The following is a 14311-nucleotide window of genomic DNA, read 5'->3' as shown; positions in this document are numbered from 1 at the left end:
AGCTCGCAGCCTGGCTATGATCTGCCCTCTCCCAAGATCGACTTCCGCCAGGTCGCTCATCCCCATCGACGACAAGCGAGAGCCTTGTTCCTGGTCTCTCCGAGGCTGGCTGAGCCGGCTCGATCCAGCTGTTTCGCGAACATCGGCCAACAGACCGGCCAATAATCTCGGCGACACGGGTTTTATTCATGGATTTCAGAGCATTGAGGTACTCTAACATCGGCCAGCATGACGATCATCGTCGGCGCCGTGGGCCTCCAATCGGACATTGTGGATGCCTGCGCTGATGATCGGCCAACAGATCGGCCAATTAGGCTGGAAAAACAAAAATAAATCTTTATAATTATATATTTAACTGAAACAAAGATCGGCCAACCATGGAAGAAACCGTCCAGCGCATCGAACCGGCACGACTGGAAGACATATCCGAGCCGATATCGGATGCGCTGGCTGAGCTGGCGGCGGCATCGGCCGTTCTGGGCAAAAGCCTGCATCCGCGCACCGCAGCCAATCTCGCCGATCTCGTGCGCATCATGAACACCTACTATAGCAACCTCATCGAGGGCCACAACACACGCCCCCGCGACATCGAACGCGCCCTGGCCGGTGAGTTCGACAAGGACAAGGAGCGGCGCAATCTGCAGATCGAAGCCGCGGCGCATGTGCGGCTGCAGGCTGAGATTGACAAGATGGCAGCACAGGAACGTGTACCCGAGCCGGCCTCGCCCGAATTCTTGCGCTGGCTGCATGCCGAATTTTACCGCGATGCCGATGAAGCGATGTTGCGCATCCGGGATGCAGGCCGCGAATTCGTCATGACCCCCGGCAAGTGGAGATCGGCGTCGGAGCATGATGTCGCGGTCGGACGATACCAGCCGCCATCGAGTGACCGCGTCGAGGCGTTCATGGAGTATTTCGCCACGCGGTACCGTTTCGCCCGCATGGGCAAAGCCGCACGCATCCTGGCCATCCCGGCAGCCCACCACCGGTTCAACTACATCCATCCCTTTCCCGACGGCAACGGCCGCGTCAGCCGCTTGATGAGCCATGCCATGGCCCATGAGGCCGGTATCGCTGCGCATGGGCTGTGGTCGATTTCGCGTGGCCTGGCCCGGGGCTTGAACAGCCGGGGCGACTACAAGCGCATGATGGATCACGCCGACATGCCGCGCCAGGGCGATCGCGACGGCCGCGGCAATCTTTCGGAACGCGTGCTTGGCGATTTCATCTTGTGGTTCTTGCACGTGTGCGTCGACCAGGTCGGCTTCATGTCCAGCCTGTTCGATCTCAATCAGCTCGCACGGCGGCTGCAGCGCTTTGTGCAGCGCCACGACGTCAAGCCGGAGGCGTTCCGGCTGCTCGAGGAGGCGCTGTTGCGTGGAGAGTTTGATCGCGGCGAAGCCTCGCGCATCACCGGCCTGCCGGAACGTACCGCGCGGCGCGTCTTTGCCGATATACTGGGCCTTGGCCTGCTTGCATCGGATACCCCGAAAGGTCCGGTGTCGCTGCGCTTCCCGGCCGATACGCTGGATGAGCTGTTCCCCAAGCTGTTTCCCGAAACCTAGAACGACAGGGCGCGCCCTGGCCAGCGAGCCCCCCGGGGCTCGCATGCAGGCGTATTGCAATATTTTGTACATACTTTGTCAATCTATATTGACGAAATAGTGCCCTCGACCATAACTTTGGGTGGCTGCGGCTGAACCGGATCGGGGAGGCGCACGCAATCAATCTCATGGGAGGACTGCACGATGAATTTTCGAGCCCGATCGGCCGCCCTTGGCCTGGCCTGTATCGCCTATGCCGCGATTGTTGGAAGCCTGCTGCCAGCCGCGGCAGAAACCACGAAAGAACGCGTCCTGAAGGACGGGCGCATCGTCATCGGAATTCATAACCGCGCGCCATGGGGCTACAAGAAGGAGGGAACAGGCGAGCTGGTCGGATGGCATCCAGACCTGCTGAGAGCCGCATTCGCCGACCTCGGCGTCAAGCAAATCGATTTCGAGGTAACCGAGTTCGGAGCCTTGATTCCAGGCCTCATGGCCGGGCGTTTCGACGCCGTGGCGTCGGGCCTGTCGATAACTCCGGAGCGATGCAAGCAGGTCGCCTTCGGCGGTCCCGACCTGAAGTCGGACGACGCGGCCGTCGTGCTCGCCGGCAACCCCAAAGCGATCCACAGTTATACGGACCTGGCAGGCAAATCAGACCTCATCATGGGGGGCGGCCGGGGCAGCAACGTCATCAAGAATGCAATCACGCAAGGCGTCCCGGACGATCGGATCCTGCAGTTTCCCGACATTGAAACCAACATCGCCGCATTGCGCGCCGGGCGCATCGATGCGGCGGTGTTCTCGTCGCCGACCGTCATCGGGCTGCTTGCCGGGAACAAAAGCCCCGACCTCGAGCGCGCCAGCCCTTTCAGTACAGGCGACAGTTCAATCAGTTACATCGCTATCGCGTTCAGGAAGGACGATGGCGATCTGCGCGACCTCTATGACAAGGGCTTGGCCAAAGTCATGTCCAGCGGCGCGATCGCCACCATCATGGCGAAATACGGGTTTGGCCCGGCCGAAGCCGTGCCGACAGGACTGACAACGGCGCAGCTGTGCGGTTCAGCCAACTGATCTGCATTGCGGATCGTACCCGGGCAGCATCGCTGCCAGCCATCGGATCGCGTGGCGCCGCACGAACAGGCGGCGCCACTGTCCATCGGCTGCCTTGGCTGACTGTCAGTCCGGATCACCGGATGAAGCGACGTCTTCAGGGATTTCCTGGCGCAAGTTCGGCCCCTTGGCCAAGCGCCTGCCAAGCGCGGACACGAAGGCGTTGTAGCGCTCGCTCGCCTTGGCGCGTGCCGCCTGCGCCATCGGTTCAGGCAAGGCAGGTGTCGTCGCCAACCAGAAGCGAATAAACACCGCCAGGGTTTCAATTGAGATACCGACATCCCGCTCCAGCCGCATGATCCGGCGGTCGATCTGATCGAGACGCTTGGCCACCGCCGCCTCGCGCTGTGCGTCGGCATCGGGGGAGAGGAAGGAAGCGATCGCCGCTTCGGCGATCAGCGACTGCGACCGGTCGCGCCTGACGGCATAGTCGACAAGCAACGCCATCACCGCAGGGTCGAGATAGACGGAGATCTGCACCTTCTTCTTCATCGCCTTCATGGCCGTCATAGCTCCATGCCATCGTCTGGATCGAGCGCGATTTGCCGCGCGACGGTCCGCGCGGCGCGGGCCATCCGGCTGCTGCTAGCGGCGAGATCATCAGCCTCGTCAGCCGTATCGATCTCGAATTCGTTTGCGGGCGCCGCAGGCGCTGAAGTCGCGACAACGTTGTCGAGTTCGGGCTGACGCCGCCAGCCGGAGTCGGTCGCATCGTCCTGGCCTTTCGCGCCAGCGGCCTGGGCTGCTGGACTCTGCGACGGCAGCGGCGACGGAAGGCTTGTCCAGTCGTCAGGCTTGACCTCGCTTCGCACCGTGAGCGCTGGCGGTGGCAGGACGCGGTTTTTCAACCGCGGGTCTTCGAAGTAGCGCGCCTTCTTCGCCCGGATCGGCGGCGTACCGGCCAGCATGACGATTTCGTCGCCAGCCGGCAGTTGCATGATCTCGCCGGGTGTCAGCAACGGCCGCGCCGTCTCGGAGCGCGAAACCATGAGATGACCGAGCCATGGCGAAAGCCGGTGACCGGCATAGTTCTTCATCGCCTTCATTTCGGTTGCCGTGCCCAGCGCATCCGACACGCGCTTGGCGGTGCGCTCGTCATTCGTCGCGAAGCTGACGCGCACGTGGCAGTTGTCGAGGATCGAGTTGTTCGGTCCGTAGGCCTTCTCGATCTGATTGAGAGACTGCGCGATCAGAAAGCTTTTCAGGCCATAGCCGGCCATGAAAGCAAGCGCTGACTCGAAGAAGTCGAGCCGTCCGAGCGCCGGGAACTCGTCCAGCATGAGCAGCAACCGATGACGATCCATTCTCTCGTGCAAGTCCTCGGTCAGACGCCGGCCGATCTGGTTGAGAATGAGACGGATCAGCGGTTTGGTGCGACTGATGTCGGAGGGCGGAACGACGAGGTAGAGCGTCGCCGGAGCGGCATCCGCGACGATGTCGGCGATGCGCCAGTCACAGGAGCGGGTGACCGCGGCGACGACCGGATCGCGGTAGAGGCCGAGGAAGGACATCGAGGTCGAAAGCACGCCTGAACGTTCGTTGTCGGACTTGTTCAGCAACTCTCGTGCAGCACTTGCAATGACCGGGTGCGGACCGCCCTCCCCCAGATGCGCCGTCGTCATCATGGCGGCCAGTGTCGATTCGATCGGTCGCTTGGGATCGGACAGAAATGCCGCAACGCCGGCCAGTGTCTTGTCGGGTCCGGCGTAGAGCACATGCAGGATCGCGCCGACCAGAAGCGCGTGACTGGTCTTTTCCCAGTGGTTGCGTCGTTCAAGCGAGCCTTCGGGATCGACCAGAATATCGGCGATGTTTTGAACGTCGCGCACCTCCCATTCACCCCGCCGGACCTCCAGCAAGGGGTTGTAGGCGTTCGACCTGGCATTGGTCGGATCAAACAGCAGTACCCGGCCGTGCCGAGCGCGGAAACCGGCGGTAAGGCGCCAGTTCTCGCCCTTGATGTCATGGACGATCGCCGAGCCGGGCCAGGTCAGCAGCGACGGCACGACCAGGCCAACACCCTTCCCCGAACGCGTCGGCGCAAAGCAGAGCACATGCTCTGGCCCGTCATGGCGCAGATAATTCGGCCCATATCGCCCGAGCACCACACCGTCCGGAACAAGCAGGCCGGCGGCCTTGACCTCGCTCCTTTCGGCCCAGCGGGCGGAGCCGTAGGTCTCGACCTTCGTCGCTTCGCGGGCACGCCACAGGGACATGCCGATCGCCACGGCGATTGCGATGAAGCCGCCCGAGGCAGCGATGAGGCCGCCGCGCATGAAGATGCCGGGCGCATAGGCGTCGTAGAAATACCACCACCAGAAGATGGCTGGCGGATAGTAGATGGGCATGCCGGCGATGACGACCCAAGGCGGGCCCAGCTGTGTCTGGTACCCCAACTGCCACGCCGACCACTGCGTCGCCCCCCAGGTGGTGAGCAGCACGATCAGGAAGACAACGACAATCTGGCCCCAGAGGACTTTTGTTCCCGACATGCGTTTCTCCTCGCTGCGAAGAGGTCCGGCAAAGTGCATTTGAATTCAACGGCCCATCCGACCCGATCGCGCGGTGTCGAGCTGTCGGCAAGGAAGACAGGCGATCGGCAGCCATGGACCCGCGCTCGAGCAGCCCGCAAAAGACGGGATCCGGCGTAGGTCATGCGATCGCAGGCGTTGGCAATCTCGCGTTCCCTACGAAACTCTGGATGCGTGCCGATCGCCACCGGCCGAAGCTTTGCCGATGAGATCACAACCCCAGTCCTTGCTTGCGCCCGAAACTCCAGTCAATGCCGCCGTCGCCGCGGGCGATGCCGGCGATATGGTTGCCGAGATGCCGCTCCAACGACGGCGTCCACGGCACCAGTTGAAAGCCGAGCCCGTCATCGATCATCGCAAAACGGCCGGAGGCAAGCGCAAAGCGCTGGCGGTAAATACCGGACACGAATTCGCCACTGCCGGCACGGTTGAAGGGCTGGCCGGACGTCGCCGCGAGCTTGCTGCCCAGTGCGTCGATCTCCCTTCGGCGCAAAGTGTCGATCAAGCCGTTGGCAAAGACGATGCCGCGTGCCTGCCGCTCAGCCAGATCCAGGCCGACCAGATGTTTGGCACGCCGATTCATCGCATGCCGCACCTCAGCACCGAATCCGCCATCGGACAGCGGTGCCGGCTTGCGCGCGAGCGCCTGCCTGTCGAGCCAGGTCGCGCCATCGGCGACGACCTGGCGTTCGATGTCGAGGTCGCTGCGAACGGCGAGCGCGAGGCGCCGGCGTCCTTGGGCGTCGTCGAACTTGCGCAGCTCGACGATCGAGCCCGGTGCGCCATCACCCGCTGCGTCGAGATCGGGAAGTCGGACATGATGGCAACGGCCGTCGACGCCGTCGATGACCGCATAGGCGGTGCCCTTGAGCTCGTCATCCAGTCCGCGCTCGACCAGGCGGCCCAGGATGGTTTCGTCAAGCGTCTCCGCCGCCAGCACATAGCTGGCACTGGCGCGCTCGATGTCGCGCCCGCAAAGCGCCCGATGCAGGCGTTTGATGATATCGCCGCGTTCGCCGAGCTCACGCAGCGTCGCCTCGGCTTTGTCGCTGACGACCCATTGGCCAGGACCGATCTCATCGGCAAGGCCGAGCCCCTCGAGTCTGCGCAGGCGCCCGACCTTGAAGGTGCTGAATTCGTCAGGCCGGCGATCGGCGTGAGGCGCAAGGTCGATGATGCCGTCTGGACCAGCATCGCGCATCAGCTGGCGGTCGAGTCCAGTCCAGCCATCCGCATCGACCTGCCGCTCGACGTCCCGGCGGACTTCGAGATCGGAGCGGAGGCCGAGCTCCCGCGTGATGAGGGCGCTGGCGCGATCGCGCATGCCGCGGCTGATGTAATCGCGAGAGATCACGAGGTCCCGGCCATCATCGCCTCGGCCGCGCAAGATGACGTGGAGATGCGGGTTGTCGGTGTTCCAGTGATCGACCGCAACCCAATCGAGCGACGTGCCGAGATCCTTTTCCATCCGGCCCATCAAGTCGCGCGTAAAGGATTTCAGATCCGCCATTTCGGCGGCGTCCTGCGGCGAGACGATGAAGCGGAAATGATGCCGGTCATCCCTGCAGCGCTCGACGAAATCCGTGACCGAAGCATCCTCGACCTCGGGGCCAAACATGCGGGCTTTGGCGCCGTCGCGCGTCACACCTTCGCGCTGCAGATAGGTGAGGTGGTCGCCAGCGGCGCGGCGCGTTGCGAATGGCGAACCACGCGGGTCTTGATGACGGCGACGCGGGAACGGCTGGTCAGGAAGCGATTGGCCTGAATGCTGGCCACCCTGCCCCGGCCAAACTGCGAATGACTGGCGAGCCGGATCCGGCCGGAGCGCGACACGCTGCCGCCGGCCTTTTGCGTTGCGGCAAGCGCCTGGGCGATGAAGGGCCGGGAGGACTGGGAACGCGTCGAGCGAACGCGGCCCGGACGGATGAGGAATTCGCGCTCATCGGCCATGACGCCGGCCCGCAACGTGCGATGAATGCAGCAGATACGACATGTTGTCTGCCTCCGGCACATTGCGCCGAAGCGCGGCAATGTGCCGGAAGCGGCGAAAAACCCAACAAAGACAACCGACCGGCCGGCGCACAATGTGCGCCCTTTTATCTCGCCATCCCTCGGTCGTTGCCGTGAGCGTCCGGTCCCTGCACATATTTGAAGTAGTGCAATCTCGCGTCATGTCGGGTTCCTTCGGTTTGTGGAGGATATTCGGATGGCGCCTCGCCGCTCCTGGGCCAAGGCCAACAGCCCCTACTGGTCGTCGCAGGTCGCGAGCTGGCTCAGCAGCGATCTCAGTGCGCAGGAATTCTGCCGCCAGCACGATCTCTCGATCAGGACGTTCGATCTGTGGATGCACCATCTGGTGAGCAGCGAAGAGCTGCGCAAGCGTGCGGAAAAGCTGCGGAATTTGCGCCGGAAGAAGACCGGACGTAAGCGCAAGACGCAACGGTCGAAGCGTCCCCAGAGGCGGCCGCGCTATCGCTACGGCAAGCGCACGGACAGCGGCCCGATTGCTTTGCGGGCGTTCTGGAGCATGCATGTCGAGGCGATGAACTGGAGCGGCATGGGCCATGCCGAGTACGCCGCCGCGCTCGGACTTTCGCGACATGCGTTGCGGATCTGGCGCGATCGGCTCGAGGAATCCGGCGACGAAATGGACTGGCGATCGCTGCTTCATCCCAGTGCCCGGGCCCTATTAAGCAGCGCTGCTAATTGCGCGCGGCGCCAATACCGCTTGACACCCGAAGCGATGGACGGGCGATCGCACCGGCGCAGCTTCACCGAAGAGCAGAAGCGGGCGATCGTTGCGGAGACCGAGAGACCCGGCGTCGTCGTCGCGCGGGTCTGCCGCCGCCATGGCATTGCCACCAGCATGGCCTTCCGCTGGCGAGAAGAGTTCGGCCTGACTGCCCGCAAGGCGCCTGAACTGGCGCTGGTCGAGATCGCCGATGGAGCAGAAAGCGAGCCGCCGGCGCTCGTCGCGTTGCGCAATCTCGTGCGGCCGCCGGATGGCATGGTGGCGATCGACCTGGACGATGGGCGGCGCGTGTTTGCCCCGGCAGGCGCATCCGCGGCTGCGGTCAAGCGGCAGTTGGCCGGCAAGGAGAAGGCATCATGATCGTCGTTCCGGCGGGCGTGAAAGTGCATCTGGCGTTGGGTCACACCGACATGCGCAAAGGTCTCGATGGTCTTGCGACGCTCATCCAGGAGCATCTGAAGAAGGATCCCTTCTCGGGCCATCTGTTCGTCTTCCGCGGCAAGAATGCCTCGCTCCTGAAGATCCTTTTTTGGGACGGAACGGGACTGTGTCTGTTCACCAAGCGCATGGACCACGGACAGTTCATGTGGCCGCGCCTGGCCGAGCCTGGCGGCTCGGTGGCACTGTCGCCGGCACAACTCGCGATGCTCATCGAGGGCATCGACTGGCGTGCCCCGGAACGCTTCTGGCGACCGATGCTGGCCGGCTGAAACCGGCACTTCTATTGTCGCGAATAAGCCCGGAATCCTTGGGTTCCTGTGCTGTTTGTGATAGAATCGGTCGATCTCCAAAACCTGCCATCCGATCCAGCACTTCTTCAACGTCTCGTGCGCGACATGGCGGCCGCGGTCGAGAGCCGTGATGGCGAGATCGAGCGGCTTCAGTCGATCATCAAAAAGCTCCAGCGGGCGCAGTTCGGCCGCAGCTCGGAGCGGCTCGATCCCGATCAGCTTGCACTCGCCCTGGAAGAACTCGACGCTGACATCGGACGCATCCAGGAGAGCCGTCAGGTCGTCAGCAAGCCGTCGACTGAGCGGCCGTCGCATCGCAAGCCGCTGCCCGATCATCTGCCGCGCGAGGATGTTCTGGTCGATGTCGACAGCATGATCTGCGCGTGCTGCGGCGGCGCGCTGCATGCCATCGGCGAGAGCGTGAGCGAGATGCTGGATTGGGTTCCAGCGCAGCTTCGCGTGATCAGGACGACGCGGCCCAAATATGCATGCCGGACCTGCGAGACGGTGGTGCAGGCGCCGGCGCCGGAGCGGCCGATCGCTGGCGGTCTGGCGACGCCGGCGCTGCTGGCGCAGGTGCTGGTCAGCAAATATTGCGATCACACGCCGCTCTATCGGCAGTCGCAGATCTTCGCTCGCAATGGCGTCGAACTTCCGCGTTCCACCCTTGCCGGCTGGGTCGGCGGCGCCTGCTGGTGGCTGGAAGCCCTGCACGAGCGGCTCGCCAAAAGCGTCTTCGCGTCGAACCATCTTTTTGCCGACGACACACCGGTGCCGGTGCTCGATCCCGGCCGCGGCCGCACCAAGACGGGGCGACTGTGGGTCTATGCCCGCGAGCAGAGGCCATGGGGCGGACCGGAGCCGCCGGCCGCGGTCTATCTGTTTGCGCCGGACCGCAAAGCCGAGCGTCCTGTCTCGCATCTCGAGCACTTCAAGGGCGTGCTGCATGTCGATGGCTATGCCGGGTTCGAGCGGCTCACCGGCAAGGGAGACATCGTTCTGGCTGCCTGCTGGAGCCATGCACGGCGCAAGTTCTACGACGTGGTACAGGCGACCAGCGCGCCGATCGCGGTGGAAGCCCTGCGACGGATCGGCGAACTCTATGCTGTCGAGGCCGACGTTCGCGGTCAATCGCCGGGCCATCGGCTTGCAGCCAGGCGCAGCCGCTCCAAACCAATCGTCGACGCCATGCGGGTCTGGCTCGAAGCACAGCTGCCGCTGTTGCCGGGTCGCAGCACGCTCGCCGAAGCCGCCCGCTACGCGCTCTCGCGCTGGGACGGCCTGACCCGCTTCCTGCATGACGGTCGCATCGAGCTCGACACCAACCCGGTTGAGCGCGCCATCCGCCCAGTCAGTCTCGGCCGCAAGAACCATCTCTTCGCGGGCAGCGACGGCGGTGGTCATCGCTGGGCGGTGCTGTGCTCGTTGATCGAAACCTGCAAGCTCAACGACGTCGAACCGTATGCCTGGCTGCGCGATGTGCTCATCCGCATGGTTGCAGGGCACCCCATCAACCGGCTCGACGAATTGCTCCCATGGGCTTGGAAAGTCGGAAATGCTGTCAAGAACTGAGCGACGTGCAACGACCGGACGCTTACTCGTTGCCTCGCGACCTATCCATCGCGCACGCCATAACGCCCAACAAGACGCCAGGGCGCGAATTGAGAACAAATCCTTCATGGCTCCGACGTCCAGACATCGGGGCTGCTGAACAGCTCGCGCGACCGCGGACCGGCTGAAAAAAGATCGCCCGCCCGAGACGATGCTTGCATGTCGGCCGATGCGCCCTCGCCCAACGAGCGATCGGCGGTGGCGGTCGAGCCGGATCGGTTTGTGAACAGCGGCGCGACGGTCCATGGAACGGCGTTGCGCTGAGCGGCGGTCAGCGCGCCGGGACCATCACCGCCGTCCCAGAAAGGGCGCAGTCTTGCAACGTAGGACCGGGTCTCGGCCGGTAGGAGACGGCCCATCAAAGAGGCTTCGTAACGGGCCGGCCCCGCATTGTAGGCCGCCAGGAAACCAGGCGAGCCGTATCGATCATACAGCTCGCGCAGATAGGCCGTTCCGGCGAGAATGTTGTCGCGCGGATCAAAAGGATTGTGGCCCAAATGATGGCGAAGGCGCAGCTCAGCCCAGGTCGCGGGCATGACCTGCATCAACCCTACCGCGCCTTTGCGCGAGACGGCGACCGGGTCGCGAGCGCTTTCCAGGCGCATGATCGCCCGTATCCAGCGTTCCGGGATGCGGAAGCGATGTGACGCCTCGGCAATGTGCGCTGCATAGGGATCGTCCGTGGACTGGCGTGAGACCGGTGCTGGTTGTGCGTCGGCGCCCGTCAATCCGTGACAGAAGATCGCCATGCCGGCAGCAAACAAAAGAGTTCCAGGCCTCACCCGCATGCGACCAAGGAAACGCCGTCCGGCGGCACGCATCTTTGCCGCTCGCAAGGTCATCGTGAGCGATCCTGACGCGATTTCGGCCGGCTCCAGCGCAGCGACCAGGAGCTCCCATCCGCGCTGGGACGGAAAAGGTTGGCGCGGAAACGCCGGCCAAACATCGGATCCTCCAACCGGCAGGACAAATAGTCGCCCGCGGCCGGCCCGGTCTCCCTCCAGGCCGCGCCGATTTCCGGGCCGCTGTCGTCGCCGATATGGATGCGAAAATCCGGTGCATTGCCCTCGGATGTCCTTGTCGGGACGAGCACCAATTCGGCATCCAGAAGCAGCGTTCGAATGCGACCGCTGAAACCAGATTGGGTTTGCTCGAAAACACCGATCTCGGGCATGGAAATGTCTCCTTCCTATTTTGGTTTGGCTGGGTTTCAGTTCTCCGGAGCGAGCCAGACGTAGCGTCCGTCGCCCCTCTCGTCGGTCCAGAGCGGCAGCGCGCGTCCGACGATCGAGGTCGCCGGGAAAGGCCCGAAATAACGGCCGTCGAGGCTGTCCCCGACCTTCCGGTTCATGACAAAGATTTCGTCGGCGGCGATGATGCGGCAGCCCTGCCAGTCAGGCAGAGAACGCCCCTTGTGGTCGCGCGCAAGTGCTGCGCCCAACGCGACGCCGTCGGCAGTGACAATGCGCCCGATACGGCAGACCTTTTGCCCGGGGAGTGCCACGAGGGTCTTCAACATCGGTACGCCAATCGGAAGATAGCCGCGCTGCGCTGCGAACCGGGCGATCGGTTCGGGCGGTTCAACGACTGCGAGCTCGCCGGCCGCAGCGTGCGTGCCTCGGCTCACCGCGTAGAGGCCGATGGGCGCGCTGGCCGATGCGTTCCACATCAACAGCGGCGGCATCTTCACGACAGCCGGCGTAACGCTCGCGGCGACCGCGGCAAGCGCCGTGATTGAGCAGGCAAGGCGGCTCATGATGTGGCTCGCTTGCGCAACAGGAAGCCCTGGTGCTGTTCGAGCGAATAGGCGCGCGGGGTTCCGCCGGCGACCAGGCGGTTGTGGGTTTGGCGCCAATAGTCGGGCGCGGCATCGGCGGGATGAATGCCGATCGCCTCAATCGCGTCGATCAGCTGGAGGACGCGCTCGACCTTGTTCCAGCCCGTGATCGTGAGCAGGATCTCACCGCCAGGCCGGATGTGAGGCAGCGTCTGATAAGCTTGCGAGGGTCGGACGGCACGCACGATATCGATGCGCGACATGACGGTGCCGAAGTCGTTGGCCGCCCAGCGCACAAAGGCAAAAACAACGTCCGGCGCAAATGCGAGAACGCGGCGGCGCCTGTCGATGATTGTCTCATGGACGGTTCGCCCGAAGCGGATCCGATGTTCAATCCGCTTCTCGACCCAGATCAACTCGACGGTCGTGAGCGCGCTACGCGGCATGGCTTGTGGAAACGACGTCATGTGTCATCGCCCGTGCGGCGACCGGCGCGTTGGCCATCGCGTGTCGGTCGGCCAGCAGCCAGCCGCGACTGTTCCTCGCGCTGGTTCGCCGGGTGCCGCGCAAGACTGTTAGATTGACTGTTAGACTCCAAGTTAGGAGCGCGATTTTCCTCGCCGGTGCCACGGCTTAGGGCCGCTGGCGGTTCCCGATAGCCCGATAGTACGGTTCCCGATGGCACGACGGTTCGGGTTCCCGATAGCACGAGCCTGTCAACGAGGGCTGGCGCCGGTTCGAACGCCAAAAGAACGCGGCCGCTGGCTTCGACTTCCGTGAACAGAAGGTACCCGGGCAGCGGTTGGCGACGCACGATGTCGCGCAGCTCGAAGGCGAAGCGCTTGAGCGGGGAGAGGCTGCCGGACTTCTGATGCAAATGCCGGATGTCGAAACGCCAGCCGGCACGCTGGCGCCCGCCATGCTTGCGCACCAGCCGGTAGAGCCAGCGATCGAGGCCACCCGTCAGCCCGAAATAGGCACGATCGATCGTCAGAATAAGCGCTGAGTCCACAACCGCGCGGTAGAACCAGTCCGGCAAAATTAACTCGAGGCCGAGCGGGCGGCCGTTTCGGCCGGTGCATTCCTGCCACTCATTGATCCACGAGAAGCGATGGCGCCTGCCTTCGGCGGGTTGGCGGATCGAGGTGACGACGCTCGTCGATTGCAGGCGATCGAGCGCTGCCTTGAGGCGCTGGTAGTCTCGCTTCGAGACGCCGCGGCCGATGAAGGTCAGCATTTCGTATGGCGTCGCAGCCATCAGGCGCGACGTGCGCAGCCCGGCGTCGCGTGCGTTGACGATCTGGCTTGCGGCCCAGATCAGGATATCGGCATCCCAGATTGTCGCCATCCCGTGGTCAGGCACGGCCTCCACCCTGATGGTCACATCGCCAGCGCGAAAGTCGATCGGCGCGATGCGTCTGGATTTGGCGAGGGAAAAGAAAGGATAGGCCATGAGGTCCTGCGCATCGCGTGATGCGAAATCACCGGGCAGCGCGTGGAACAGGTCGAGCTGTCCGCGCTCGGAGGGTTGGCGTGTTCGTCCCGACATCGGGTTGGCGGCGGCTTAGCGGGTTTCGCGCCCGGCATAGGGGATCAACCGGGCTGCATGAGGCTTGGCGGGCAGCACCGAGCCATGCGGATCGGACGTCGAGGTCATTGCCCCGCGCTGCACCCAGGCTTGAAGATCGTCGACGGCGTAGACGACGCGGCCGCCAAGCTTGCGATAGGCAGGCCCGGTCCCGTAGGTGCGGTGCTTCTCCAGGGTGCGCGCAGAGAGGCTGAGGAAATGCGCGGCCTCCGCGGTGCGCAGGTAGCGCGGCGGCATTGCGGCGGTGTTGGCGTTCATGGGGGCGTCTCCTTCCGGCCGTCACGGTTGAACGGCGATCCATGGCCAGGATGGAGGAGCAAGGGGCCGGTGATCAGGTGCGCAATTGACAGGCGCTTTTTTGCACCGTGAGCCACCAGGTTTCAGGAGAAACGCCGCCGCACGCGCAGCAATTGCCGATAGCCGCGCTCGACCATCTTCAGACCGTCGCGCACCAGGCGGTGCGTCTGGTAGCGAAAAGCAGAATCGTGCCAGTCAGCCGCGCTGACCAGCCGCCGGCCGAACAAGGCGGTCGCGACTTCAAAATGGGATGCCTGTTCCTCCCGGCCATCCAGACATCGCAGCATATGACTAAGACGCCGGCGCTGGGCCGTGGTCAATCTGGCGTCGGGGATATGCTGCCTGGGGAATTAACGAAAGAAAC

The 14311-nt window shown here is 63.9% G+C and carries 14 protein-coding genes and 1 pseudogene; 5 read left to right on the top strand and 10 right to left on the bottom strand.

Annotation, left to right across the window (positions count from 1 at the left end; all coding sequences use genetic code 11):
• The first annotated feature begins 377 nt into the window (after nucleotides 1–377).
• Nucleotides 378–1565, top strand: a complete 1188-nt coding sequence (locus tag FJV80_RS28040) for a Fic family protein (protein ID WP_142877995.1) — start codon at nucleotides 378–380, stop codon at nucleotides 1563–1565.
• A gap of 183 nt (nucleotides 1566–1748) precedes the next feature.
• Complete coding sequence (gene ehuB, locus FJV80_RS28035) at nucleotides 1749–2621, top strand: ectoine/hydroxyectoine ABC transporter substrate-binding protein EhuB (RefSeq protein ID WP_142877994.1); 873 nt, start codon at nucleotides 1749–1751, stop codon at nucleotides 2619–2621.
• Nucleotides 2622–2726: 105 nt separating this feature from the next.
• On the opposite strand, the gene FJV80_RS28030 is transcribed toward ehuB, so the two are convergent.
• The 3 genes and pseudogenes from FJV80_RS28030 to FJV80_RS28020 all read right to left on the bottom strand — a co-directional run bounded on the left by FJV80_RS28030 (nucleotide 2727) and on the right by FJV80_RS28020 (nucleotide 7141).
• The gene (locus FJV80_RS28030; RefSeq protein WP_095774687.1) at nucleotides 2727–3161 is read right to left on the bottom strand and encodes a CopG family transcriptional regulator; all 435 of its coding nucleotides are present in this window, start codon (nucleotides 3159–3161) and stop codon (nucleotides 2727–2729) included.
• A gap of 5 nt (nucleotides 3162–3166) precedes the next feature.
• Nucleotides 3167–5152, bottom strand: a complete 1986-nt coding sequence (locus tag FJV80_RS28025; RefSeq protein WP_142877993.1) for a conjugal transfer protein TraG — start codon at nucleotides 5150–5152, stop codon at nucleotides 3167–3169.
• A 250-nt stretch (nucleotides 5153–5402) separates the two neighbouring features.
• Nucleotides 5403–7141, bottom strand: a pseudogene (locus FJV80_RS28020) (DUF3363 domain-containing protein).
• A 256-nt stretch (nucleotides 7142–7397) separates the two neighbouring features.
• Here FJV80_RS28020 and FJV80_RS35315 point away from each other — a divergent pair.
• The 3 genes from FJV80_RS35315 (at nucleotide 7398) to FJV80_RS28005 (ending at nucleotide 10246) form a co-directional block, all read left to right on the top strand.
• Nucleotides 7398–8303 carry a transposase gene (locus FJV80_RS35315; RefSeq protein WP_246689066.1) on the top strand — a complete coding sequence of 302 codons (906 nt, stop codon included), beginning with the start codon at nucleotides 7398–7400 and terminating at the stop codon, nucleotides 8301–8303.
• Nucleotides 8300–8653 carry an IS66 family insertion sequence element accessory protein TnpB gene (gene tnpB / locus FJV80_RS28010; RefSeq protein ID WP_023767057.1) on the top strand — a complete coding sequence of 118 codons (354 nt, stop codon included), beginning with the start codon at nucleotides 8300–8302 and terminating at the stop codon, nucleotides 8651–8653. Before FJV80_RS35315 ends, tnpB begins: the two co-directional genes overlap by 4 nt.
• Before the next feature lie 126 nt (nucleotides 8654–8779).
• Nucleotides 8780–10246, top strand: a complete 1467-nt coding sequence (locus tag FJV80_RS28005) for an IS66 family transposase (RefSeq protein WP_246689069.1) — start codon at nucleotides 8780–8782, stop codon at nucleotides 10244–10246.
• 104 nt (nucleotides 10247–10350) lie between these two features.
• On the opposite strand, the gene FJV80_RS28000 is transcribed toward FJV80_RS28005, so the two are convergent.
• From FJV80_RS28000 to FJV80_RS27970, 7 genes are all read right to left on the bottom strand, one after another.
• Nucleotides 10351–11073 carry a lytic transglycosylase domain-containing protein gene (locus tag FJV80_RS28000; RefSeq protein WP_246689068.1) on the bottom strand — a complete coding sequence of 241 codons (723 nt, stop codon included), beginning with the start codon at nucleotides 11071–11073 and terminating at the stop codon, nucleotides 10351–10353.
• A gap of 50 nt (nucleotides 11074–11123) precedes the next feature.
• A complete protein-coding gene (locus FJV80_RS27995; RefSeq protein ID WP_142877991.1) occupies nucleotides 11124–11459 on the bottom strand; it encodes a DUF736 domain-containing protein in 336 nt (111 codons plus the stop codon).
• Nucleotides 11460–11495: 36 nt separating this feature from the next.
• Nucleotides 11496–12041: a S26 family signal peptidase gene (locus tag FJV80_RS27990; protein WP_142877990.1), complete on the bottom strand. Its 546-nt coding sequence runs from the start codon at nucleotides 12039–12041 to the stop codon at nucleotides 11496–11498.
• Nucleotides 12038–12529: a DUF2840 domain-containing protein gene (locus FJV80_RS27985; RefSeq protein WP_095774574.1), complete on the bottom strand. Its 492-nt coding sequence runs from the start codon at nucleotides 12527–12529 to the stop codon at nucleotides 12038–12040. The genes FJV80_RS27990 and FJV80_RS27985 overlap by 4 nt, the downstream gene beginning before the upstream one ends.
• Complete coding sequence (locus FJV80_RS27980; RefSeq protein WP_142877989.1) at nucleotides 12526–13611, bottom strand: replication initiator protein A; 1086 nt, start codon at nucleotides 13609–13611, stop codon at nucleotides 12526–12528. The genes FJV80_RS27985 and FJV80_RS27980 overlap by 4 nt, the downstream gene beginning before the upstream one ends.
• A gap of 15 nt (nucleotides 13612–13626) precedes the next feature.
• Complete coding sequence (locus FJV80_RS27975) at nucleotides 13627–13908, bottom strand: helix-turn-helix domain-containing protein (protein WP_095774576.1); 282 nt, start codon at nucleotides 13906–13908, stop codon at nucleotides 13627–13629.
• Between the two features lie 122 nt (nucleotides 13909–14030).
• Complete coding sequence (locus tag FJV80_RS27970) at nucleotides 14031–14234, bottom strand: DUF2285 domain-containing protein (RefSeq protein WP_246689067.1); 204 nt, start codon at nucleotides 14232–14234, stop codon at nucleotides 14031–14033.
• Between the last annotated feature and the right edge of the window lie 77 nt (nucleotides 14235–14311).

The organism is Mesorhizobium sp. WSM4310 (assembly GCF_007003935.1).
Lineage (GTDB): Bacteria > Pseudomonadota > Alphaproteobacteria > Rhizobiales > Rhizobiaceae > Mesorhizobium.
This window is presented reverse-complemented; position numbering and strand designations above follow the sequence as displayed.